Consider the following 23,785-nt stretch of genomic DNA (forward strand, 5'->3'; position numbering starts at 1 on the left):
CGATGTCCTGAAACGATGCATCCAGAGGTAAGCCTCAGGTAAGCTTTCCATGGCAAAATGTGCTCACCAGCAGTTCGTCGTTCTTTTAGAAATTTTGGGTGAAAAGGGCGCTTTTCATGATCTCGGCTTCCCTCGCATATACGATCCTGTCGCGGGATATGACGTCCAGCCTCAACAAGGTTGCGTCGCAGGCGACGGTCAAGAAGGATGCTCAGTACTACGCCGACCATATCAACAAGGTCGAAAACGTCGACGACTTCCTCGGCGACTACAAGCTCTACAGCTATGCGATGAAGGCCTATGGTCTCGAGGACATGACCTATGCCAAGGCCTTCATGAAGAAGGTGCTCGAAAGCGATCTCACCGACCCCGACAGCTACGCCAACAAGCTTTCCGATACGCGTTACCGCGAGTTCGCCGCCGCCTTCAATTTCAACGCGCCGGCCAAGGATGTGCAGACGGACGCACAGGAAGACGACCTGATCGGCCTCTACAAGCAGTCCTTCATCGATGCCGACAAGGCCGCGGCCGCCGAGAGTACCTATTACAGCAACAATATCGATAGCGTGCAGAGCGTCGACGACCTTGTTAACAACACCCGGCTGCGCACCTATGTGCTGAAGACCTTCAACATCGATCCGACCTACGCGTCGACGACTTTTCTGCGGCAGGTGCTGACGAGCGATCTCAGCGACCCCACGAGCGTCGTCAACACCCAAGGCGGCGACAAGTACAAGGCGCTTGCCGCCCAGTTCAGCTTCAATGCCGACGGCACCGTCAACGGCACGGCGCAGACCGCCGCGCAAAAAGCTTCGGTCATCGAGTCCTACACCCTGAATTCCCAATCCGTCATCATCGACAATTCGGTCGGCTCGGACGTCTATTACGTCGGTCAGACGGCGGCGGACTACAACAAGGCCTATTACACGGCGAAGATCGGCACGATCACCAATGTCGACGATCTGGTCGCCGACAAGCGCCTGACTTCCTACATCACGACGGCCTACAGCATGGGCGCCGACTTCACCGCGGCCGCGCTGCGCACGGTGCTGACCGATCCCAGTTATGCACAGCTGATGGGCTTTACCAATGTCTACAATGCTTTCAACTTCAAGGCTGACGGGTCGGCCTCGAGCACGGCGCGCGTCCAGTCGGTCGATCAGTCAAACAATCTGAAGGCGGCCGCATCGAGCACGACCAACTATTATTCCGTCACATCGCAGTCGAGCAGCATCACCAATGTCGACGCCCTGCTGGCCGATAGTGTGCTGGCGCGCTACATCAAGGATGCCTACGGTCTCGGCACGAGTTTCAGCAATGCCGACCTGAAGAACATCCTGACCGATTCCACCTATGCCGCGGCCCAGGGCCATGCCGATCTCAATGCCGACTTCAACTTCCAGGCGGACGGCTCAATCAACGGTTCCGTGATCCAGACTGCGGCGCAGCGGAAATCGACCACCGACAAGTCGGCGGCGAATGCAGCGCACTTCAACAGCATGATCGGCAGCGTCACCAATGTCGACGACATCATGTCGGATGCGGTTTCGGTCAGCTATCTCAGAAACAGCATGCAGATCGCAGACAGCGTCTCCGACGCGACGTTGAGGACTTTCCTCGTCGACCGTACGGCTGCCAGCGCCCAGGGCTACAGCGACGTTCACGACCTCTTCAATTTCAAATCGGACGGTTCGATCGCGACCCTTTACGCCTCGCAGACGGCGACGCAAAGCGCCAGCACCACCAGCAAGGCCGACAATGCGGCAGTCTACTACCAGTCGACCATCGCCGGCATCTCGAACGTCGACCAGTTGCTGACCGACCAGAAGCTGAACAATTTCGTGCGCAACGCCTACGGCATCCCGTCGACGGTCAACGATGTCGCTCTTCGCGCTATCCTGACCGATCAGAGCGGCACCGGCACCTATGCCGACGTTGCCGCCGCCTTCAATTTCAAGGCGGACGGCACGCTCGAGGACGGCATGGCTGCGCAGACGGCGTCCCAGATCAGCAGCACGAAATTTGCCGCCTCGGCGCGCACGGATGATTATTCCGCCAGGATGTCGACGATCAGCAATGTCGATGAGCTGCTTGCCGACAGCGCCATTACCAATTTCCTGAAGAGCACCTACAATCTGCCGTTCAATATTTCGGACGCCGATCTGAAGAGCATCCTGACCGATGCGACGGCCGCTGCCGCAGCCGGCCATGCCGATCTCAATGCCGACTTCAATTTCGCCGCCGACGGATCGCTTCCTGTCGCCACCTCGGCCCAGACCGCCGATCAGGCGCAGACCACCAACGACAATTATGCGGCGCGCTACGATGACGAACGCGACGAGGCGATCGACGAGGTCCTATCCAACTACCAGAAGCTTATGGCCGACAGCAGCAGCCTGCTGAATTTCTCCGACGTCACCAGCGTCAATGATTTCCTGCGCAGCAATTCGTCGGCCGATTTCAGCAAGGGCAACGACAATCTGCCGGATCTCTTCCATGTGGCGCTGCAGGCCTTCGGTCTGACCGACCAGGAGGTCTCGCGCTCGATGATGCGCAAGATCCTGACGAGCGATGCCTACGACCCGAATGGCTATGTCGCCTCGCTCAAGGATGAACGCATCACCAACCTTGCCCGCGCCTTCAACTTCGGCCCCGACGGCAAGGCGGCATCCCCCTTCCAGGCACTGCCCGACGCGACCATGGCCAAATACGCCACCGACTACAGATCGCATATCACCATGCTGATGAAGGACGGTCCGGTGAAGGACAAGGCGGCGAAGGACGCGACGGCTGAGGTCGACTATTTCGCCAAGGGCATGGCGAAGGTGAAGTCGCTCGACGATTTCCTCGACGACAGCCGCCTGACCGACCTGGTGCTGAAAGCGAACAATCTTGACCCGAAGGATTACGACAAGGCGACGCTGAAGAAGATCTTCACCTCCGATCCCGACGACAAGAAGAGCTATCTCAACGCCACCGCCGATGCCCGTTTCAAGGACATCGTCGCCGCCTTCAACTTCGACAAGGACGGCAATCTGACCCGTGCCAAGATGGGCACCATCCAGAACAAGGCGGCCGAGGAGCACACCCAGGAGCTCTATGTCCAGCAGACGATGGAAACCCAGGAGGGCGAATCCAACGACGGCGTTCGCCTGGCGCTCTATTTCAGCCGCAAGGCCCCAAGCATCACCTCGATCTATTCGATCCTCGGCGACAAGGCGCTCTATCAGGTCATCACCACGGCCTACAGCCTGCCGTCGCAGATTTCGGGCATGGACGTAACCAAGCAGGCCGATCTCATCAACCGCTTCGTCAAGCTCGAGGATCTCCAGGATCCGAAGAAGGTCGACAAGCTGCTGCGGCGGTTCACCGCGATGTACGACGTCCAGAACGCCACCCAGCAGTCGCCGGCACTGCAGATCCTGACCGGCGGCGGCACGCAGTAAATCTAAGGTAATTTCAGGAAAGCGGGCAGTGGCGCAATGGCCGCCCCTCACCCTAACCTTACCGGGGCCGACCCCGGTCGATGGCGGCAGCCGGATGGGGGCCGGTCTCGTCGACCTCACGGCTCGAGGCTGACGACCTTGTCCGGGTTCATGATATTGGCGGGGTCGAAGGCGCGCTTGATGCGGCGCATCAGCTCGATTTCGATCACTGGGCGGATTGCCGCCAGTTCGTCGCGCTTCAGCTGACCGATGCCGTGCTCGGCCGAGATCGAGCCGCCATGGGCAAGCACCAGCCCATGCACGATATGGTTCATTTCGCGCCAGCGGGCGATGAAGGCGGCCTTGTCGGCGCCGACCGGCTGGGAAATATTGTAATGGATATTGCCGTCGCCCATATGGCCGAAGGCGCAGATACGGGCGCCCGGCATCGCCGCCATCACTGCTTCTGCGGCCTCGGCCATGAAATGCGGGATCCTCGACACCGGCACGGAGACATCGTGCTTGATCGACCCGCCTTCCGGCTTCTGGGCATCCGACATGCTCTCGCGCATGTGCCAGATCGCCTTCTGCTGCGCCACGGAGGCGGCGATTGCGGCATCCAGCACCAGCCCGGCCCCAAACCCCTGTTCCAGCACGCCGTTCATCATCCGCTCCGCCGTCTCGGTCGAGTCCGAGGTCGAAATGTCGATCAGCACGTACCAGGGATAAGCGGCATCCAGCGGATCGCGCACGCCATCGATATGGCGCGTGGTGATCTCGACGCCGAAACGCGGCATCAGCTCGAAACCGGTGAGCGAGGTGCCGCAGAGGCTGGAGGCCAGGTTGAAGAGGGCAAGCGCATCCTCGACCGAATTCAGGCCGGCGAACGCCACCTGATGGCCGAGTGGCTGCGGGAAGAGCTTCAGCACCGCGCCGGTGATGATGCCGAGCGTGCCTTCGGCGCCGATGAAGAGGTCGCGCAGATCGTAGCCGGTATTGTCCTTCTTCAGGCGGCGCAACCCGTCCCAGATTTCGCCGGTTGGCAGCACCACTTCGAGGCCGAGGCAGAGCTGGCGCATATTGCCATAGGCAAGCACGGCCGTGCCGCCGGCATTGGTGGATAGATTGCCGCCGATGCGGCAGGAGCCCTCGGAGCCGAGCGACAGCGGAAACAGCCGCCCATGCGCCTCGGCTGCCTTCTGCACCTCGGCCAGGATGGCGCCGCCATCGGCCACCAGCACATTCGCCACCGGATCGACATCGCGGATCCTGTTCATGCGCTCGAGCGACAGGATGATATCGCACTTGCCGGCACGCGGCGTCTGGCCGCCGACGAGGCCGGTATTGCCGGTCTGCGGCACGATCGCCGTTCCGGTCGCGGTCGCAAGCTTCATGATATCAGAGACTTCCTCGACCGAGCCGGGCTTCAGGAGGAGAGGGGAGGAGCCGCGATAGAGCCCGCGGTTTTCGATCAGATGCGGCGCCAGGTCGGCCTCGCCGCGAAGCGCGTATTTTTCGCCGACGATGGCGACGAAGCGGTCGAGCAGTTCGGTGGAAATGCTGGGACTGCTCATCGGGCTCGATCCTCCATTCTCAAGGCGACCGCAAAGCGGTCGTCCGGGCCAATCCAGGTCTTTCAGTCGCGGGGTGCGGCTGCCCGCTGCAGGCGGTCGTTGATCGCTTCGCCGAGCCCCTCTTCGGGAATCGGCGAAAAGGCGATGCTCGATGCCCCGCTGGCATCGGCCCGCTTCATGTAGTCGAAAAGATTGGCCGCCGCCTCGGCGAGATCGCCGCGCGGGCTGAGGTCGAGGACGATCCGCGCGCCGTTGGCGCCGGAGACCGCCGCGCTGCCGAAGGCGATCAGCGCTTCGCCGGGTTCCACCGTCGTCGCATTGAGGCGCACGGAAGCGCCCGGCGCGTAATGCGAGGCGAGCATGCCTGGCGCCTCGATTGCCGCCGAGGCCGTTTTCGCACGCAGCAGCGGCTGGCCCGCGACGCGCTCGATCTCGCGCGCCGCCAGTCCACCCGGGCGAAGCAGCCGCAGCCGGCCGCCCTCTGCCTTGACGATCGTCGATTCGACGCCGACGGCACTTGGGCCCGCATCGAGGATCAACGGGATCCGCGCGCCGAGATCGGCGTCGACATGGGCGGCACTCGTGGCGCTGATCCCGCCCGATGTATTGGCGCTGGGGGCTGCGAGCGGCCGTCCGACGGCGGCGATCAACGCGCCGGCAAACCCTTCCGGCACACGGACGCCGACGCTGTCGAGCCCGGCGGTCGCCAGCGAATGGATCGGACTATCAGGCTTCAGCGGCAGCACCAGCGTCAGCGGCCCGGGCCAGAAGGCCGCAGCGAGTGCCCGCGAGAGCGGGTCGAATTCGGCATGTTCTTCGGCCATCGCCAGATCGGCCATATGGCAGATCAGCGGGTTGAAACGCGGCCGTCCCTTTGTCTCGTAGATGCGGGTGATGGCGACAGGATTGGTGGCGTCGGCTGCAAGGCCGTAGACGGTCTCGGTCGGGATGGCGATGGCAAAGCCGTCGGCAAGAGCGGCTGAGGCCGCTTCGATCGCTGCCTGCCTGTCTGCCTTTATGTCGATTATGCGCGCCATGTCCTGCCCGATAAATTAGCCCCGGCAGTCATTAGGCTTTCCGTCGGCGGCGATCAATCGCCTTATAGCTGCCGGATGATTTCGCGCAGCTGTTCGTTGCGGGCGCCGAGCAGGAGGATGTTGCGGATCGCCGCCTGCGGATCATGGGTGCGGAAGAGCAAGCCGTTGCCGCGCACCGACCGGTCGATGGTCATCTTTTCCATGGAGTTCTCGCCCGGTTTGATGGCGACGGCGAAATACATGCGGGAATAGCCGACATCGATGCGCTCGAAGAAATTGTCGTTCTCGCCGATGTCGGAATAGAAATTGGCGATGTAGAAAGCCCAGCTCACGTCCTCGTAATGGGCGAATTTTGTCCGCGAGGCGGTGACGTGGCAATAGCCGAGATGCGGGCTGTCCTCCAGCGTCCGGTGGAAGATCATCTTCGGAAACTGGATCGAGTGGTGAAAGCCGTTGATGTGCTGATGCGTCTTCTCGCCGGCAACCTGCAGCTTGCGCGCGGTCTTTGCGGCGACCTCATCGTGGGTGAGATAGCGCTTTTCCTCTGCCAGCCAGTGGCGCCGGTCGCGGGGGATGCGGCCGGTGCGCAGGAATTCGGAATGCGCGGCAATCAGCTGCGGCTCCTGCGATCTGCTCGCATCTTTCGCGTCGAAATAACGGAGTTTGGCCATGGTTCGCGTTCTTCGGTCGGTCGGTAATCGTTAGAAGGATAGGACGGTATGCTTAAGGCGATGTTAAAAATGACCCGGTGGCCGGCCGGCTGACCGGCAGGCGCCGGCAGATGTCGCAAACGCGACGGCGATCGATGTCAGGCAGCCGACCTCTTGCGTGACGGCTCTTTACGCCATGTCGCAATTGAGGATAATTGCCCGGAGAGTCGGACGATGAGAGTCGGGCGATGTGATCGACCGGGATGAGCCGCTTCAAGCCTTGCCGCATCCTGTCGTCAATTTCGAAGCCGATGTCGCATTACAACCAAGCGGCAACCATGCTCGGTGATTAAATGGCGCCATGAACAATTCTCCCGAAGGAGAAGGAAGCGGGCGCGCTTCCGCCAGCCCTCTGTTCGAGGGTGGCAACCGGGTGCACGAGGACATGAAGATGGATATTCGCAGCAACGTTTTGCGTCAGCTCAAGAGCCGCCGTGAGGGCTTCAGCCTCGAACAGCCGTTCTACATAGACGAGGATTATTTCCAGCTTGACATGGAGATGATCTATTATCGCGACTGGCTGTTCATCGGCCATGATTGCGAACTGCCGAAGCCGGGCGCCTATTTCACCGTCCAGATCGGCAGCTATCCCGTCGTCATCGTCCGCGGCAAAGACAATGTCATCCGCGCCTTCCACAACAGCTGTCGCCATCGCGGCTCGCGCGTCTGCACCAAGGAGCACGGCTCCTCCGTGCGGCTCGTCTGCCCCTACCATCAGTGGACCTATGATCTCGAAGGCAAGCTCGCCTTCGCCCGCCACATGGGCGATGATTTCGACAAGACCGGCTTCAATCTGAAACCCGTCCATTGCGAAGTCGTCGCAGGCTATGTCTTCATCTGCCTTGCCAACACCGCCCCGGATTTCCAGCCGGTGCGCGACAAGATCGAACCCTATGTCGCGCCGCACCGGATCAGCGAGAGCAAGGTCGCCTTCCAGAGCACGATCATCGAGAAGGGCAACTGGAAGCTCGTCTGGGAAAACAACCGCGAGTGCTATCACTGCGCCGCCAATCATCCCGAACTCTGCCGCACCTATCCCGAAGCCCCGAGTGTCACCGGCACGGATGGCGGCGCCGACGATCCGGAGATCGCCGGCCATTGGGCGCGCTGCGAGGCTGCCGGCCTGCCGAGCAAGTTCCAGATTTCGCCGGACGGCCAGTTCCGCACCGCCCGCATGCCGCTGATCGAAGATGCCGAAAGCTACACCATGTCGGGCAAGCGCGCCGTCAAGCGCCCGCTCGCCGACGATATCTCGATCAGCCATATCGGCACCATGCTGCTCTTCCACTACCCGACGACCTGGAACCACCTGCTGGGTGACCACGCCATCTCGTTCCGCGTGCTGCCGCTCAGCGCCAACGAGACGGCGGTGACGACCAAGTGGCTCGTCCACAAGGACGCCGTCGAAGGCGTGGATTACAATCTCGAGGAACTGACCCACGTCTGGACCGAGACCAACGACCAGGATCGCCGGATCGTCGAGGAAAACGCCTTCGGCATTCACTCGCCCGCCTATGAGCCCGGCCCCTATTCGTCCCTGCATGAAGGCGGCGTCATGCAGTTCCTCGAATGGTATTCGAACTTCATGGTGAACCGTCTGCAGGGCGACCAGGCGAAAATCTCGGCCGTTGCCTGAACGCACACTGGCTGAGCCGGGCGGTTAATCTCCGGTTCAGTTCGGATTCTCTAAAAGGAAGCTGCCGGTCCCGGCGGCTTTTGGAACCATTCAGGGGCAAAAGCGTTGCTAGGCAGGCGGTGCTCGCTGTTGAATGGGAGAAAACAATGATCGGGCTGAGAAACAAGATTGCAACCGCAGTTCTGGCCGCCGCCGTCGTTCTGACGGGCTTTGCGCCGTCGCAGGCCATCCAGATGCCGACCGCTCCGCAGGTGGAAAAATCCTCGGCGGTCGAGGACGTCCAGTACCGCCGTTATTATCGCCGCGATTATTACCGGCCCGGCTATCGCCCCGGCGCCTATTACCGGCCCGGCTACTACGGCGGCTATCGCGGATATTCCTATTATCGCCCGGGCTATCGCCACTATAACGGCTACTGGTATCCGCTCGCCGCCTTCGGCGCCGGCGCAGTCATCGGCGGCGCCATCGTCGCCCAGCCGCGTTACGCCGAGCCCGCGCCCCGCATGGGTTCAAGCCATGTCGCCTGGTGCGCCAACCGCTATAGGTCCTATCGCGCCTACGACAATACGTTCCAGCCCTATAACGGCCCGCGCCAGCAGTGCTATTCGCCGTATTGAGGCAGGAAGCGCGCCGCGCTTCCGATCGCTCCGTGTCAATGCGGTGTGATGTGGTAGTCGTAACACCGCGCCATTCGCTGCATCGGCGGCGAGTTTGGCTGGAGCGTTCCCCCACCCTCCGTCATCCTCGGGTCAGGCCCGAGGATGACGGAGGGTGGGGCGAGCTCTGTGGCAAGTTCCGCGACGTGTGATGGATAGCGAACCCAAGCTTCCCCCGCCAGTTACGCCAAACGCTTCCGCCTCAAAGAATATCCACCCGCCGCAGCAGCCACCAGGCAAACGCAATGGACGCGACAATGAGGGCGACGGCGTATTCGGTGCCGTAGTCGCCGACGGCGAAGGGCAGGTTGGCGGTGTTCATGCCGAAGAAACCGGTCACCAGGGTCGGCGGTAGCAGGAAGGCCGTCATGATCGACAGCAGATAGAGGTGGCGGTTGGTTTCGGAGGATTGTTTCGAATCGATTTCTTCGTGCAGCAGGCGCGCCCGGTCCTGCAGCGCATAGATATCGTGGTCGACCGTTTCCAGCCGGCTGGTCAGGCGCCGCGCCACATCGTCGAAGCCGAAGGGCATCTCGTCGTCGTCGGCCGCCGCCGCCCGGCGCATCAGCGCCAGCACCGTGCGCAGATGCCGATGCAGCCTGACCACGGTTCGCCGCACAGGCGCCAGGCGCCGGCGTTCGTCGCGCGGCGCGTTGTCGTAGACGATATCCTCGATCTGGTTCAGCTCTTCGGTGAGTTCGATGACGATCGTAATCAGCGTGCGCTGGAATTCGATCACCAGCAGTTCGAACAGATCGACCGGCCGCGAAAATTTGCCCGGGTTCTTCTCGATCAGTGCCCGCGCCCGTTCGACGCTGCGCAGCGGCTGCAGCCGCGTGGTGATGATGAAGCGATCGGACATGGCGAAATGCAGCCAGCCGAGATTGTTGGTGTCCTGGGCGAAATCGCGCTGGCAATCGACGAGCGTGCCATAGAGCATCTGCTCGTCGACGGTGATGGCCGCATGCGTATCCCGCGTCGTCAGCGCCGATTTCGCATCCTCCGTCAGCCCGTCCAGGGTTTCGAGCAAGGCCGGCACCCGGGCGTCGACGAGGTTGAGGTGCAGCCAGTAGAAACAGTTGTCGGCGGTCAGTTCCGCCACCGTCGCACTATTGTTCAGTCGCACCGCGGTCTTTTCGTCGGGCGAGAAACGATAGGCCCAGACGAAACCGGGTATGGTGACGGGCAATGTATCCATTGGTCGCCGATCCTTTGCGAAGGCGATATCGTTCTTTAAAGTGTCTTCATGAAGTTCATTTGCGCAAGGGTGCAAGAGCCAAGCGCCATCTTCAGGCAAACTATCACATGGCAGCCAAAGAAATCGAAATTGACGTTTACGTAAAAATCAATTAGCCCTTGCCTCGGAGGGGCTTTGCTGGGGTGCGAGGCCGTCTGCGGAGGAAAAGAGCATGTACAAGGCGCCCGTCGAGGAAATCGCGTTCACGTTGAAGCACGTAGCGGGCATGGGCGAGGCGATGTCGCAAGGACTGCTCGGTGATCTCGGCGAGGATCTCGTCGACGCCATCCTGGCCGAGGCGGGACGTTTTGCCACAGAGGAAGTGGCGCCTCTCGCCGACATCGGAGACCGCCAGGGCGCCCGTCTGGAGGGCGGCGAAGTCCGGCTGCCGGATGGCTGGCGCGATCTCTATCGCAATTGGATCGCCGGCGGCTGGAACGGACTGACCGCCCCCGAGGCGTTTGGCGGCCAGGCGTTGCCGCATATGCTGAATGTCGCGGCGCTGGAAATGTGGAACTCCGGCTCCATGGCCTTTGCGCTCGCCCCGACGCTGACGATGGGCGCCATCGAGGCGGTCAGCACCCATGGCAGCGCTGCGCTGAAAGACAAATATCTGGAGAAGATGGTGTCAGGTGAATGGACCGGCACCATGAACCTGACCGAGCCGCATGCCGGCTCCGATCTCGGCGTGCTGAAGGCCCGCGCCGAGCGCCGCGATGACGGCAGCTACCGTCTGTTCGGTCAGAAGATCTTCATCACCTGGGGCGAACATGACGCAGCCGACAACATCATCCATCTGGTGCTGGCCCGGTTGCCGGACGCGCCGGCCGGCACGCGCGGCATCTCGCTCTTCCTGGTGCCGAAATTCCTGGTCAACGATGACGGATCGCTTGGGCCCCGCAACGATCTCTTCTGCCATTCGCTGGAGCACAAGCTCGGTATCCATGGTTCGCCGACCTGCACGATGATCTATGGCGACGGAAAATTCGGCAGTGAAAAAGGCGCTGTCGGATGGCTGGTCGGCGAGGAGAACAAGGGACTGGCCTGCATGTTCACGATGATGAACAACGCCCGCCTTGCCGTCGGCATGCAGGGCGTGGCGATCTCGGAGGCCGCCACCCAGAAGGCCGTCGCCTATGCCAGGGAACGCACCCAGGGCAGGGCGCCGGGTTCAACCAGCGCCGGCATGAGCCCGATCGTCGACCATCCCGATGTCGCCCGCATGCTTCTGACCATGAAGGCGCTGACCCAAGGGGCACGCGCCATCTCCTATGCCTGCGCTCACGCGATCGACATGTCCCATCGCGCCGGTGACGATCGTCGCCACTGGCAGGAGCGCGCCGCTTTGCTGACGCCGATCGCCAAATCCTTTTCGACCGATGCCGGCGTCGACGTCGCCTCGCTCGGCATTCAGGTCCATGGCGGCATGGGCTTCATCGAGGAGACAGGCGCGGCGCGGTATCTCCGCGATGCCCGCATCGCCCCGATCTATGAGGGCACCAACGGCATCCAGGCGATCGACCTCGTCACCCGCAAGCTGCCGCTCTCCGGCGGCGAGCAGGTGAAGGGCTTCGTCGCCGAACTTCAGCAGATCGCCGATACCGTCCGCGGCTCCAATCTCGATGGTTTCGGCGAGACTGCCGTAAGGCTCGATGCCGCGATCGTCGATCTCGAACAGACGACCGCCTGGCTGATGAAGGCGCTTGCCGAGGAGAGGGCCGCCGAGGCGCTCTCGGGCGCGACGCCCTATCAGCGCCTCTTCGGCCTCGTGCTGACCGGCTGTTATCTTGCCAAGGGCGCTCTCGCCGAGGCCGCCGATGGTGCAGGTGAGGGCCGCATCGCGCTCTGCCGCTTCGCCGCCGAAAACCTGCTCGCCGAGACCGCAGCCCTTCGCGACCGGGTCGTCAATGGCGCGGCAAGCCTTGCCGCTGCCCGCATCCTGCTTGCCTGAGGAGACCCCATGACCGACCACATCATCGTCGAGCAGCCTTCCGCCTATCCCGGCGTTCAGTCCATCCGCTTCAACCGGCCGGAAAAGAAGAACGCCATCACCCGCCCCATGTACCGCATCATGGCCGATGCTTTGAATGCGGCCAATGCCGATCCCGGCATCCGCGCCACCGCCCTGCTCGGCACCGAGGGCTGCTTCTCGGCCGGCAACGACCTGAACGATTTTCTCGCTGCCGCAATGGGCGGCCGCGGCCTGGAGCAGGAGATCCTCGATTTCCTCTATGCACTGGTGAATGCCGAAAAACCCGTCGTTTCCGGCGTCGATGGTCTGGCGGTCGGCATCGGCACGACGATCCATCTCCATTGCGACCTGACCGTCGCCTCCAGCCGCAGCCAGTTCCGCACGCCCTTCGTCGATCTGGCGCTGGTGCCGGAGGCCGGTTCCAGCCTCGTCGCGCCGCGGCTGATGGGTCATCAGCGCGCCTTCGCCATGCTGGCCGCCGGCGAAGCATTTTCGGCCGAGGAGGCAAGGCAAGCCGGTCTGGTCTGGAAGGTTGTCGAGCCAGGCGAGGTCGATTCACTGACGCTTGGCCTGGCTGCCAAACTCGCGGCCAAGCCGCCGGAGGCGCTGCGCATCGCCCGCGATCTTATTCGCGGCGATCGTGGCGAGATCATCGCCCGGATAGACGAGGAGGCCCGCTATTTCTCCGCGCGGCTGAAAAGCGCCGAGGCCCGGGCGGCCTTCGAAGCCTTCATGCGCCGCTAAGCGTCGCCTGACATCGTTTCTCAGGCAGCCGGCACGTTGAATACCTCGCCGGCCCTGAGCGGCCGGAACCGTTCCGGGGGAATATCATGCTCGCTCATTGCGTCTTGCAACGCTCTTGCCGGCGCGTCGACCGATTCATTTGTCAGTTGGAACGTGGCGAAGTGATGCCCGGCCACATAGGCCGCATTTGCCAACTTCATCCCGATCACCGCCTCCTGCGGATTCTGGTGCTGCCCTTTCATGAACCAGCGCGGCTCATATGCGCCGAAGGGTAAAATGGCCAAGCGAAAGCCGCCATGTTTCCGCTGCGCCGCTTTGTAATTGATGCCGTGGTGAAAGCCCGTATCTCCGACGTGATAAATTTTTCCGGCTGGAGTCGACAAAACGAACGACGCCCAGAGTGCCATCCGGCGATCGGCGGTTCCGCGCGCGGACCAATGGTGTGCCGGCTCTGCATCAATGTTTATTCCGGCATGGGAAATGCGCTCGCCCCAGTCCATCGATGTCGTCTGTATATCGGGCACGGCACGGCGAATGATCGTGTCATTGCCGAGTGGCGTCACGACACGCGGCCGATGCTTCGCACCCAACCGCCTGAGCGTTGCGATATCGAGATGATCATAGTGATTGTGCGATATCAGCACGAGATCGATTGGCGGCAAATCATCGAACGCGATGCCTGGTGGGACGACGCGCTTGGGCCCAGCAAAAGCGAAGGGACTTGCGCGTTCCGACCACACCGGGTCGGTGAGGATATTGAGCCCGGCGACCTGCACGAGCAGTGTTGCATGACCAACCATGGTCACCCTTAGATCCTCGCCGTCCACGCATGGATCCGGCTTGGCCGCCGGGTACGGACTTGGGACCGATTGCGGCCAACGCTGACGGCCACCGCCGACTTGCCAGCGCAGCAGATCGCGGAAACCAAGGGGCTCGATGCCGTCGGGATTGAAGAAATGCGCGCCGTCGAAATGATCGGACACCGGGCCGTTATAGTAGGGGTTGCGCCTTTTGGTCTTTCCGACAGGCACGCCTATTTCTCCAGTGTCGCCACCACCTCGACATGCGAGGTCCAGAGGAACTGGTCGATCGGCGTTACGCCAGTGATCCGGTAGCCGCCCTCGACGAGGATCGCGAGGTCGCGCGCCAGCGTCAGCGGATTGCAGCTGACGGCCGCGATCTTCTTCACGCCTGAGCGGGCAAGCTCCTTGCACTGGAACTCGGCGCCGGCGCGCGGCGGATCGAAGACGACGGCGTCAAAGGGCTTGAACTCCTGCGTCATCAGGGGACGGCGGAAGAGATCGCGCTTTTCGACGCTGACCGGCTTCAGCCCCTGCGTATTGCGGGCGGCGTGATCGAGGGCTGCGAGCGCCTTTGCCTCGGCTTCGACGGCATGCACGCGGCCGATCCGCGCCAGCTGCAGCGAAAACGTGCCGGCGCCGGCAAACAGATCGGCGATCCGTTTCGCCTTGCCGACATGAGCGAGCACCAGCTCCGCCATCGCCTGTTCCGCCGGCTTCGTCGCCTGGGTGAAGCCGCCCGGCGGCGGCGAAACCTGGATGCCGCCGAAATCGAACAGCGGCTTCGACGGCTCGATGAGGATTTCGCCATTCAGCGAAACGCGGGCGATGCCGCGCAGGCTGAGCACCGTCTCGACCGCCTTGCGCCGCTGCGGGTCGGAAAGTTTCTTCACCTCGTCGACCGAGATATCGAGGCCGGAAAGCGTTTCGAGCACGGAGATCCGGAAGGGCTCGGCATTGGTCGCCAGCGATGCGGCAATCGCCCTGATCGCCGGCAGCCGGGCGATGATCCCTGCCGACGAGATCGGACACTCCTCGATCGCGACGATATGATGGCTTTCGGCCTGGTTGAAGCCGATCAGCATGTCCTTCTCGGTCTTGCGTGCCGCAAACACCACGCGCCGCCGTTCGCCAGGGCGGGCCGGAACGATCTCGCCGACCTCGGGTGTCAGCCCTTTCGATTTCAGCGCGTCGATGACCAGCTGGCGCTTGAAGGCGCGGTAGGGGGCATCTGCCAGGTGCTGCAGCGTGCAGCCGCCGCAGGTGCCGTTGAGGCCGTCCGGGCCGAAATGCCGGCAGGGCGGCTCCTGCCGGTCGGGCGAGGGCGTGGTGATCGACATGATCGTGCCCTGGCTCTTGACGCGGGCGATCGCCACCGTTTCTCCGGGCAGGGAGAAGGGCACATAGACAGGTCCGCCGGCATTGCTGGCGATGCCGTCGCCCTGGGCGCCGAGCTTTTCGATCGTGACGGTTTCGGTGCTCACGGTTTCAATCCTGCCAGAAGGAATTCCTGATTGCCGTCGCCGCCGGAAATCGGGGAGGGGATGAGGCCGAGGCTGTTCCAGCCCATGTCCTCGATGAACCAGCGCTGCAGTTCCGCCGCGACGGCGGGCGCCGAGGCGGGATCCTTCAGCAGTCCGCCCTTGCCGATCGCCTCGCGCCCGGCCTCGAACTGCGGCTTGACCAGCAGCACGGCGATGGCACCCGGCTCGGCGATCTCCAGCGCCGGCGCCAGCGCCAGCTTCAGCGAGATGAAGGAGACGTCGGAAACGATGAAGGTGGCGGGATGGCCGATATCCCCAGCCGTCAGGTTGCGGGCGTTGAGGCCTTCCTTGCTGGTCACGCGCGGGTCGCCTGATATGCGCGGATGCATCTGCCCATGGCCGACATCGATCGCGGTGACATGGACGGCGCCCCGTTGCAGCAGCACCTCGGTGAAGCCGCCGGTGGAAGCGCCGATATCGAGACAGTGATGACCGGCGGGATCGAGCCGGAAATGATCGAGCGCGGCGGCAAGCTTCAGCGCGGCGCGCGAGACATAGTCCTGCGCCGGATCGTCGATCTCGATGACGGCATGCTCGCCGAACAGCGCGCCGGCTTTGGTTACCACCTGGCCGCCGATCCTGACGGTGCCGCGCTGGACGGCGTCGCGGGCGCGCGAGCGGCTGGCGAAAAGGCCGCGGGAGACGAGAAGCTGGTCGAGACGTTGACTGTTTTGATCGGACATCGGCTGTGAATGACCGGCAAAGCCGCCGGTTGCAAGCATTTTGTTCCCAAGTGCGTCATTGACCCTCAAAAGCTTTCGGCGATAATCCTGCCGCGGCGATCGCGGGGCGGGCCGCAGACACGGGGGTGTTTTATGCTGAAGCTCTTCACTCTGCCTGTCGTGGGGCCTGTCGCGGTGGGGCCTATCGCTGCGGGGCTTGTCGCGGCGGGGATAGCATCGCCCGCATTTGCGAACGATACGATGGCCGAGGTCAAGACCGGCGGGCTGATCTTCGCCCAATCCGACGATGTCAGCATGGCGCAAGAGGATCTTTTCATCTCCGCTTCGGAAGTGCGGGTCGACTATGTCTTCGAGAACAGCTCCGACAAGGATGTCGAAAGCCTGGTCGCCTTCCCGATGCCTGACATCACGGGCCAGATCGACAACATCTCCGCCATCTCGGATTATGACAGCGATAATTTCCTGCATTTCTCCACCGTGCAGGATGGCAGGCCGATCAGTGCCAAACTGCAGCAGCGCGTCGTCTCGCTCGGCATCGACGTCACCGACGAGTTCGCCAAACACGGCATTCCTGTCCTGCCCTACAGCCAGAAGACCGCCGAGGCGCTCGCCAAGCTTCCCGAAGCCGTCCGCAAGGACTGGATCGCCCGCGGCCTGATCTATTCCGTGGGTGCGGGCGATGCCGGGGGCGATCTCATGCCGCTCTGGACGCTGCGCTCGACCTATTGGTGGCGCACCACCTTTCCGGCGAAGAAGAAGGTCAGCGTCGAGCATCGTTACAAGCCGGCCGTCGGCGGCACCGTCGCCATCAGCTTTCTCGAAAATGGCGAGCCGAAGGGTGAACGCTTCGAGGAATATTCCCGCAAATACTGTCTGGACGGAGATTTCGTCAGGGTTGCCCAGCAGCGGGCCAGGGAAGCCGAGGCCGGAGGGGCGAACTATACCGAAAGCTGGATCTCCTATGTGCTGTCGACCGGCGCCAACTGGGCGGGGCCGATCCGGCGCTTCCAGCTGACGATCGACAAGGGCAAGCCCGCCAGCCTCATCAGCTTCTGCGGCAGCAACGTGCAGAAGATCGGTCCGACGACCTTCCGGATGACGGCTGAGGATTTCGATCCCGCGAAGGATTTCGACATCCTGATCCTCAATCCGCCGGAGGCGGCACAATAATCATCGGCCCCGACCGCCGCAGCGCACAAATTTAAACAAATTTAAAGCCCGTCCGCATAGGTTTGGCTTGATTGCAGCGGTTCGTCCGAACTGTTTCGTGCCATGACGGCGCCGGCGTCCTATCGCCAATCATGTTCTCAGGTTCAGAAGTCCCTGCGGTTGCGCTTTTCGCGCCACCCGCCTTTCGCCGCGTCGACTGTCGTCAGGAGAAATCACCGATGTCCGCCAAAAACATATCCTTGAACGGTAAGCTTGCGGCCACGTTCGCAGCCCTCATTCTCATCTTCGTCGCCGTTTCCGCTTTCGTTTATTCCAAGGCGATGGCGTCGGCGGCCGCTTCCGCCGAGCAGGAAAAGTCCGAGCTGCTCGTCAACCAGATCGACGATGCGCTGCAGGCGATGCTCGAACAGGCCGTCAATCTGCGCGGCTTCATCCTTTTCCGCAGTGACAGCACCTATGGCGATGTCTTCGCCAATCGCGAGCGCATGCTGAAGGCGATTGCCGCTGCCAAGCAGACGGCGGCTGATGAGCCGCAGCTGGTCGAGATGATCGACGGCATGCAGAAGGCCGCCGACCTCTATTTCCATGAACTCGCCGAGCCGCAGACCAAGGCGCGCAAGGAAACCGACATGCCGATCGAAGAGGTCGTCAAGATCGGCGTCAACGCCACCAAGGGCCAGCTCGACGGCTTCCGCCAGGCCTCCGCCAAGATCAAGGCCAGCGCCCGTGAAAAGTCGAATGCGCTCGCCGCGGTCCGCGCTGATGCCAACCGCGATCTGAAGACGACGCTGCTTGCCGGCGGCATCCTCGCCTCGCTGGCCGCTGCCGTGCTCGCCTGGCTGATGTCGCGCACCATCGTCCGCCCGGTCGTCGGCATGACCGCGGCCATGGATCGCCTCGCCGGCGGCCAGAACGACATCGAGGTTCCGGCGGTTGAGCGCGGCGACGAAATCGGCCGCATGGCCCAGTCGGTGCTGGTGTTCAAGCAGGCTGCCATCGAGAAGCTGCGCCTTGCCGGCGAGACCGACCGGATGCGCGATGACGCCGAGCGCCAGCGCCGGGCAAACGACGAGCAGAAGGCGCGCGAGGAAGGCGAGCTTCGCCATGCCATCGACGCTTTGGCGGGCGGCCTTGCCGAGCTTGCCAATGGCGATATGGCCGGTCGTATCCAGACGCCGTTCGCCGCGCAATATGACAGCCTGCGCAATGACTTCAACCAGGCCGTCGAAAAGCTGCAGGCCGCTCTGCAGTCGGTCGGCCGCAACGCCTCGGCGATCAATGCCGGCGCCGGCGAAATCCGCTCGGCTGCCGACGATCTCGCCCATCGCACCGAGCAGCAGGCTGCCGCCGTCGAAGAGACCGCCGCAGCGCTTGAGGAAGTGACGACGACCGTGCGCGACAGCGCCAAGCGCGCCGAGGATGTCGGCAATCTCGTCGAGCGCACCCGCCTCGGCGCCGAAAAATCCGGTGAAGTCGTCCGCAAGGCGGTCTCCGCCATGCAGCAGATCGAGAAGTCCTCGGGCGAAATCTCCAACATCATCGGCGTCATTGACGACATCGCCTTCCAGACCAACCTCTTGGCTCTGAACGCAGGCGTCGAGGCAGCGCGCGCCGGCGATGCCGGCAAGGGCTTTGCCGTCGTCGCCCAGGAAGTGCGCGAACTCGCCCAGCGTTCGGCCAAGGCCGCCAAGGAGATCAAGGCTTTGATCACCACCTCGGGCGAACAGGTCGTCGCCGGCGTCTCGCTCGTCGGCGAGACCGGCAAGGCGCTGGAAGCGATCGTTTCCGAGGTGCAGGAGATCAACCACCACGTCAACGCCATCGTCACCGCCACCCGCGAACAGTCGATCGGCCTGCAGGAGATCAACACCGCCGTCAACAACATGGACCAGGGCACGCAGCAGAATGCCGCCATGGTCGAGGAGCAGACCGCGGCAAGCCATGCGCTCGCCCAGGAGGCAAACGCCCTCGACGAGCTGCTGCGCCAGTTCAAGCTCGGCGAGGCAGCCCCGGCGCCGCGGGCAGCCGTTGCCGGCGCAAACGCCCGCCCGGTCGCCTCTCCGGCCCACGCTCTCACCCGCACCGTCGCCAAGGCCTTCGGCGGCAGGCAGGCGAGTGCCGCGGCTACCGTTCAGGAAGAGTGGACGGAGTTCTGAGAAGCGCTTTCTTCGGAAAGGCACGTTGAACAAAGGGGCGCTGCAGTGATGCGCCGCCTTTTTCTATTGAGATGACCTGCTTGGCGGCACCTTCTCCCCGAGGGGAGAAGAGTTTTGCGGCGACGTTTCGATTCCCTCTTCTCCCCTCGGGGAGAAGGTGCCCGTAGGGCGGATGAGGGGGGCACACGGCACGCCCTCACGTAGCCTCGGCTACCCAGCAACCCCGACAGCAACACCGCGCCCCAGCGCCTTGAACACCGTCGAGACGATGCCGGCGCGGTCGAGGCCGGCATGGGCGTTCATCGCTTCGGGCTTGGCCTGCTCCATCCAGATGTCGGGCATGACGAGCGAGCGCAGTTTCAGGCCGTTGTCGAGCAGGCCTTCGTTGGCGAGGAAGTGCATCACATGGCTGCCGAAGCCGCCGATCGAGCCTTCTTCGACGGTGATGACGATCTCGTGGTGGCGGGCAAGCTGGCGGATCAGCTCGTGATCGAGCGGCTTGGCGAAGCGCGCATCGGCGACCGTCGTCGACAGCCCCGCGGCATCGAGATCCTCGGCGGCGAGTAGACAATCGGCCAGCCTTGTGCCGAAGGAGAGCAGCGCTACCTTGGTGCCTTCCTTGACGATGCGGCCCTTGCCGATCTGCAGGATTTCGCCGCGCGCCGGCATGTCGACGCCGACGCCTTCGCCGCGCGGATAGCGGAACGAGATCGGCCCGCCATCATAGGCGACAGCCGTGCGCACCATGTGCTTGAGTTCGGCCTCATCGGCGGCCGCCATCACCACGAAGCCGGGCAGGGTGGTGAGGAAGGCGGTGTCGAAGGAGCCGGCATGCGTCGGCCCGTCGGCGCCGACGAAGCCGGCGCGGTCGATCGGGAAGCGCACCGGCAGTCCCTGGATCGCCACGTCGTGCACGACCTGGTCGTAGGCGCGCTGCAGGAAGGTGGAATAGAGGGCGGCGAAGGGCTTGTAGCCTTCCGCCGCAAGGCCGGCGGCGAAGGTAACGGCATGCTGTTCGGCGATGCCGACATCGAAGCAGCGAGACGGAAAGAGCTCGGCGAGCTTGTCGAGGCCGGTACCATTCGGCATGGCGGCGGTGATGCCGACGATCTTGTCGTCGAGCGCAGCCTCCTGCACCAGCGCTTCGGCAAAGACGCTGGTATAGCTCGGCGCATTCGGCTTGACCCTGGCCTGGGCGCCGGTGATGACGTCGAACTTGTTGACGCCGTGATATTTGTCGGCAGCTGCTTCCGCCGGCGGATAGCCCTTGCCCTTCTGGGTGACGACGTGGATCAGCACCGGTCCGCGGCCATTGTCGCGCACATTGCGCAACACGGGCAGCAGGTGGTCGAAGGAATGCCCGTCGATCGGTCCGATATGGTAGAAGCCCATCTCTTCGAACATCGTGCCGCCGGTGACATAGCCGCGCGCATGCTCGACGGCGCGGGTGATCGCCCGGTCGATGTTCTTGCCGAGATAGGCCGTCAGCTTCTTGCCGAGATCGCGGAAGCCCATATAGGTGCGGCCCGAGGCGAGGCGGGCGAGATAGGCGCTCATCGCGCCGGTCGGCGGCGCGATCGACATGTCGTTGTCGTTGAGGATGACGATCAGCCGGGCATCGAGCGCGCCGGCATTGTTCAGCGCCTCATAGGCCATGCCGGCCGACATCGCCCCGTCGCCGATGACGGCGATGACCCGGCGATCGGTCTTGTCGAGATCGGCGGCAATCGCCATGCCGAGGCCGGCCGAGATCGAGGTCGAGGAATGCGCCGCCCCGAAGGGATCATATTCGCTCTCGGCCCGGCGGGTGAAGCCGGACAGCCCGTCTTCCTGGCGCAGCGTGCGGATGCGGTCGCGCCGGCCGGTGAGGATCTTGTGCGGATAACATTGATGGCCGACATCGAAGATCAGCCGATCATCAGGCGTGTCGAAGACGCTGTGGATGGCGATCGTCAGTTCGACGACGCCAAGACCGGCGCCGAGATGACCGCCGGTACGCGACACCGCATCGATCATCTCGTCCCGGACTTCGCGGGCGAGCTGCGGCAGGTCGCGATCCTCGAGCTTGCGCAGGTCGGCGGGATAGATGACCTGGTCGAGCAGGGGGGTCTTCGGCAGTTGTGTCACGGGCGGGCGCTCTTTCTTGCTTTTCCTTGTTCCGCTTTATTCGATTAGATTGCGGCAAAACAAGTGCATTTCAGGAACCGAAGGTTTTCACCCTAGAGCATGACGCTGAAAAGTGTGAGCGGTTTTGCACGATATCACGCTCTATTTCTGTGGTTAATCGAAGCCGGGTCGGCGAAATCGCCATGAGGTGGGGAGGCCCGATCTTCGCCGGGGCGTGTGCCTCTTCTCCCTGCTGTCGCGGTGGCAACCGAAGGAGAGGCGCTTGAATATGACACGGAATGGTAGCAAAGTCGCCGCACTGGCTGGGGGGACGGGGCATGGGAACGATTGTTGCAGCGCACGCCTATGTGAATAACGAGGTCGCCTATGTGGCCTGGGACATAGACGCCAAGATCGATGGATGTCTCGGATTTGAAGTCGTCCGCGTCTATCTCGACGAGCAGGGGAACGTCGCGAAAAGACCCGATGGTGCGGATGACCGCGTAACCTGTGCCGCGTGGGTCGCCTTCAAGGGTCAGCGCAATCGACACTGGCTGCCGCAAACGACGTCGCTCTGGCCGGTGCAGAAGCTGTCCTGGCGCGATCTCACGCTGCGCAAGCGGCGCAACGAAATGAGACGGCGGCCGGACGAGGTCCACCTGCGTTACGAAATCCGTCCGCTCGGCGACCTGAAGCCGGGCATGCAGGCAGCACCCGATCCGACGCCGCAGCTCGTCGAAATCAACAAGCGGGACGGAAACGGCAGGCCGGTCAAGAAGGCCGACGGCACCTATGAGAAGATCGCGGTCAAGGCCTATGAGGGGCCGCCGCGGCCGCTCGGTTATCTCGGGCCGGCTGTCGCCAGCAATCCCGTCCATGTGACGCGCAAGCGTGGCGCCTTCGAGTCCACCTTCACCAACGGCATTCTCGCCGCGCAGTGGCTGAGAAACGTCCTGCTGGAGGACGGCGTGAAGCAGCCGAACGAGCTGATCGAGATGATTTCCAACCCGTCGAACGGCATCCGTAAATATCTTGCCGGCGATGTCATTCCGATGCTCAAGGGCTTCATCAATGCGCCCGGCCGCTTCCTTGTCGCTCTCTATGAGCTGGAGGACGAGGAACTGCTGGAGCTGCTGCTTGCCAACAAGGATAAGTTGCGCATCATCCTCGCCAACACCGGAAAGGTCGGCGACGCCTGGGATGTGCGCAATGCGCATGCACGCCAGGCGCTGGTCGATGCCGGCGTCGAAATTCACCACCGGATGTTCAACAATTCGAGCCAGATCGGCCACAACAAATTCGTCGTGCATATCCCCTCCGATGGCGCTGCGCGCAGCGTCTTCACCGGCAGCACCAACTGGACGGCGACCGGGCTTGCCGGCCAGTCCAACAACGCGTTGATCGTTCGCAACGATGCGGTTGCCGCCGCCTATGTCACCTATTGGGAGCGGATGCTGGAAGACAATGCGACGCTGGAAGCGCCCATCGAATTTAATGACGGCATGCCCGACAACCAGCAGAGCAAGAAGTTCCGACGCTTCAACGAGACGCCCTCTCTTGTCCCGATCGGCGATGAGGCCTTGGGGGCTTCGGTCGAGGCGTGGTTCTCACCGAACATGCAGAGCCGCAGAAAGGGCAAGGCAACGCCGCCCGATCTTCGCGAAGTCTACCGGCTGATGCGCCGTGCCGAACATGCGGTGCTGTTTCTGGCCTTCTATCCCGGTCAGTCGGGCAGGGATTGCATTGTCGGCGAGGCGATCGATATCGGCCTCAAGGACCAGAAGCTGATCGTCACCGGCGCGGTTTCCAGCGCCCAGGCCATGCCCAACTACGTCGCCGGCAAGAAGAACGATCCCGACGATGAGGACGACGATGTCGACGCCGTCTCGCCCCACACATTCGAGGAGGCCAATGTCTCGATCGTCCGGGCCTCGCGCATCGACGACCGCCAGCTGTTGGCGGATTTCGGCGCGGAGGAACTGACGGCCAAGAAGGTGGGCGCCATCATCCACGACAAGGTGCTGGTGATCGATCCCCTGTCGGAGGATTGCGTCGTCGTGCTCGGCAGCCACAATCTCGGCTTCAAGGCCTCTTACGGCAATGACGAAAACATGCTGATCGTCAAAGGCGACCGCGCGCTTGCCGAGGCCTATGCGGTGCATATTCTCGATGTCTATGACCACTATCGGTTCCGCGCCGTCGAGGCCGAGTTGAAGCGCCAGGGCAAGAAGGGCTGGTCGGGCTTTCTCAATGTCGACGACAGTTGGCAGGACGGCTACGTCAACCGCACGAAGGGCGCGCTGACGCGATATTTCGCCAAGGGTTGAAGGTCCGG

The 23,785-nt window shown here is 62.9% G+C and carries 16 protein-coding genes; 8 read left to right on the forward strand and 8 right to left on the reverse strand.

Annotated elements, in window-relative coordinates; genetic code table 11:
- Nucleotides 1-116: 116 nt before the first annotated feature.
- Complete coding sequence (locus FHT75_RS06775) at nucleotides 117-3,446, forward strand: DUF1217 domain-containing protein (RefSeq protein ID WP_047613871.1); 3,330 nt, start codon at nucleotides 117-119, stop codon at nucleotides 3,444-3,446.
- Nucleotides 3,447-3,562: 116 nt separating this feature from the next.
- On the opposite strand, the gene FHT75_RS06780 is transcribed toward FHT75_RS06775, so the two are convergent.
- The 3 genes from FHT75_RS06780 to FHT75_RS06790 form a co-directional block, all read right to left on the reverse strand.
- On the reverse strand, nucleotides 3,563-4,999 hold the full coding sequence (locus tag FHT75_RS06780) for an FAD-binding oxidoreductase (protein ID WP_028756681.1): 1,437 nt from the start codon (nucleotides 4,997-4,999) through the stop codon (nucleotides 3,563-3,565).
- Nucleotides 5,000-5,061: 62 nt separating this feature from the next.
- The gene (locus FHT75_RS06785) at nucleotides 5,062-6,036 is read right to left on the reverse strand and encodes an L-threonylcarbamoyladenylate synthase (RefSeq protein ID WP_063476439.1); all 975 of its coding nucleotides are present in this window, start codon (nucleotides 6,034-6,036) and stop codon (nucleotides 5,062-5,064) included.
- Nucleotides 6,037-6,098: 62 nt separating this feature from the next.
- The gene (locus FHT75_RS06790) at nucleotides 6,099-6,707 is read right to left on the reverse strand and encodes a DUF6656 family protein (protein WP_063476440.1); all 609 of its coding nucleotides are present in this window, start codon (nucleotides 6,705-6,707) and stop codon (nucleotides 6,099-6,101) included.
- Between the two features lie 430 nt (nucleotides 6,708-7,137).
- Between FHT75_RS06790 and FHT75_RS06795 the strand changes: the two genes are divergently transcribed.
- Both FHT75_RS06795 and FHT75_RS06800 read left to right on the forward strand, forming a co-directional pair.
- Nucleotides 7,138-8,382 carry an aromatic ring-hydroxylating oxygenase subunit alpha gene (locus tag FHT75_RS06795; protein WP_028756678.1) on the forward strand — a complete coding sequence of 415 codons (1,245 nt, stop codon included), beginning with the start codon at nucleotides 7,138-7,140 and terminating at the stop codon, nucleotides 8,380-8,382.
- Nucleotides 8,383-8,528: 146 nt separating this feature from the next.
- Nucleotides 8,529-8,999: a BA14K family protein gene (locus FHT75_RS06800; RefSeq protein WP_183844718.1), complete on the forward strand. Its 471-nt coding sequence runs from the start codon at nucleotides 8,529-8,531 to the stop codon at nucleotides 8,997-8,999.
- A 241-nt stretch (nucleotides 9,000-9,240) separates the two neighbouring features.
- Here FHT75_RS06800 and FHT75_RS06805 read toward each other — a convergent pair whose 3' ends face one another.
- Complete coding sequence (locus tag FHT75_RS06805; RefSeq protein WP_028757705.1) at nucleotides 9,241-10,236, reverse strand: transporter; 996 nt, start codon at nucleotides 10,234-10,236, stop codon at nucleotides 9,241-9,243.
- 211 nt (nucleotides 10,237-10,447) lie between these two features.
- On the opposite strand from FHT75_RS06805, the gene FHT75_RS06810 reads away from it, so the two are divergent.
- The gene (locus FHT75_RS06810; protein ID WP_063476441.1) at nucleotides 10,448-12,226 is read left to right on the forward strand and encodes an acyl-CoA dehydrogenase; all 1,779 of its coding nucleotides are present in this window, start codon (nucleotides 10,448-10,450) and stop codon (nucleotides 12,224-12,226) included.
- Nucleotides 12,227-12,235: 9 nt separating this feature from the next.
- Nucleotides 12,236-12,991: a crotonase/enoyl-CoA hydratase family protein gene (locus FHT75_RS06815; RefSeq protein WP_063476442.1), complete on the forward strand. Its 756-nt coding sequence runs from the start codon at nucleotides 12,236-12,238 to the stop codon at nucleotides 12,989-12,991.
- A 20-nt stretch (nucleotides 12,992-13,011) separates the two neighbouring features.
- Here the strand turns inward: FHT75_RS06815 and FHT75_RS06820 are convergent, their stop codons facing one another.
- From FHT75_RS06820 to FHT75_RS06830, 3 genes are read right to left on the reverse strand one after another with little or no spacing between them, the layout of a single operon-like run.
- On the reverse strand, nucleotides 13,012-14,022 hold the full coding sequence (locus FHT75_RS06820; protein ID WP_063476443.1) for an MBL fold metallo-hydrolase: 1,011 nt from the start codon (nucleotides 14,020-14,022) through the stop codon (nucleotides 13,012-13,014).
- A 2-nt stretch (nucleotides 14,023-14,024) separates the two neighbouring features.
- On the reverse strand, nucleotides 14,025-15,275 hold the full coding sequence (locus tag FHT75_RS06825; RefSeq protein ID WP_063476444.1) for a class I SAM-dependent RNA methyltransferase: 1,251 nt from the start codon (nucleotides 15,273-15,275) through the stop codon (nucleotides 14,025-14,027).
- The gene (locus tag FHT75_RS06830; protein ID WP_245294609.1) at nucleotides 15,272-16,057 is read right to left on the reverse strand and encodes a TlyA family RNA methyltransferase; all 786 of its coding nucleotides are present in this window, start codon (nucleotides 16,055-16,057) and stop codon (nucleotides 15,272-15,274) included. The genes FHT75_RS06825 and FHT75_RS06830 overlap by 4 nt, the downstream gene beginning before the upstream one ends.
- Before the next feature lie 93 nt (nucleotides 16,058-16,150).
- On the opposite strand from FHT75_RS06830, the gene FHT75_RS06835 reads away from it, so the two are divergent.
- Entirely contained in the window at nucleotides 16,151-17,188 is a 1,038-nt protein-coding gene (locus tag FHT75_RS06835; protein WP_063476445.1) for a DUF4424 domain-containing protein, read from the forward strand.
- Between the two features lie 218 nt (nucleotides 17,189-17,406).
- Nucleotides 17,407-19,344: a methyl-accepting chemotaxis protein gene (locus FHT75_RS06840; RefSeq protein WP_063476446.1), complete on the forward strand. Its 1,938-nt coding sequence runs from the start codon at nucleotides 17,407-17,409 to the stop codon at nucleotides 19,342-19,344.
- A gap of 210 nt (nucleotides 19,345-19,554) precedes the next feature.
- Here FHT75_RS06840 and dxs read toward each other — a convergent pair whose 3' ends face one another.
- Nucleotides 19,555-21,471 carry a 1-deoxy-D-xylulose-5-phosphate synthase gene (gene dxs / locus FHT75_RS06845; RefSeq protein ID WP_063476447.1) on the reverse strand — a complete coding sequence of 639 codons (1,917 nt, stop codon included), beginning with the start codon at nucleotides 21,469-21,471 and terminating at the stop codon, nucleotides 19,555-19,557.
- 317 nt (nucleotides 21,472-21,788) lie between these two features.
- Between dxs and FHT75_RS06850 the strand changes: the two genes are divergently transcribed.
- The gene (locus FHT75_RS06850; RefSeq protein WP_183844717.1) at nucleotides 21,789-23,777 is read left to right on the forward strand and encodes a phospholipase D-like domain-containing protein; all 1,989 of its coding nucleotides are present in this window, start codon (nucleotides 21,789-21,791) and stop codon (nucleotides 23,775-23,777) included.
- Nucleotides 23,778-23,785: the final 8 nt, after the last annotated feature.

This window comes from Rhizobium sp. BK112 (genome assembly GCF_014193215.1).
Taxonomy (GTDB): Bacteria; Pseudomonadota; Alphaproteobacteria; order Rhizobiales; family Rhizobiaceae; genus Rhizobium; species Rhizobium anhuiense.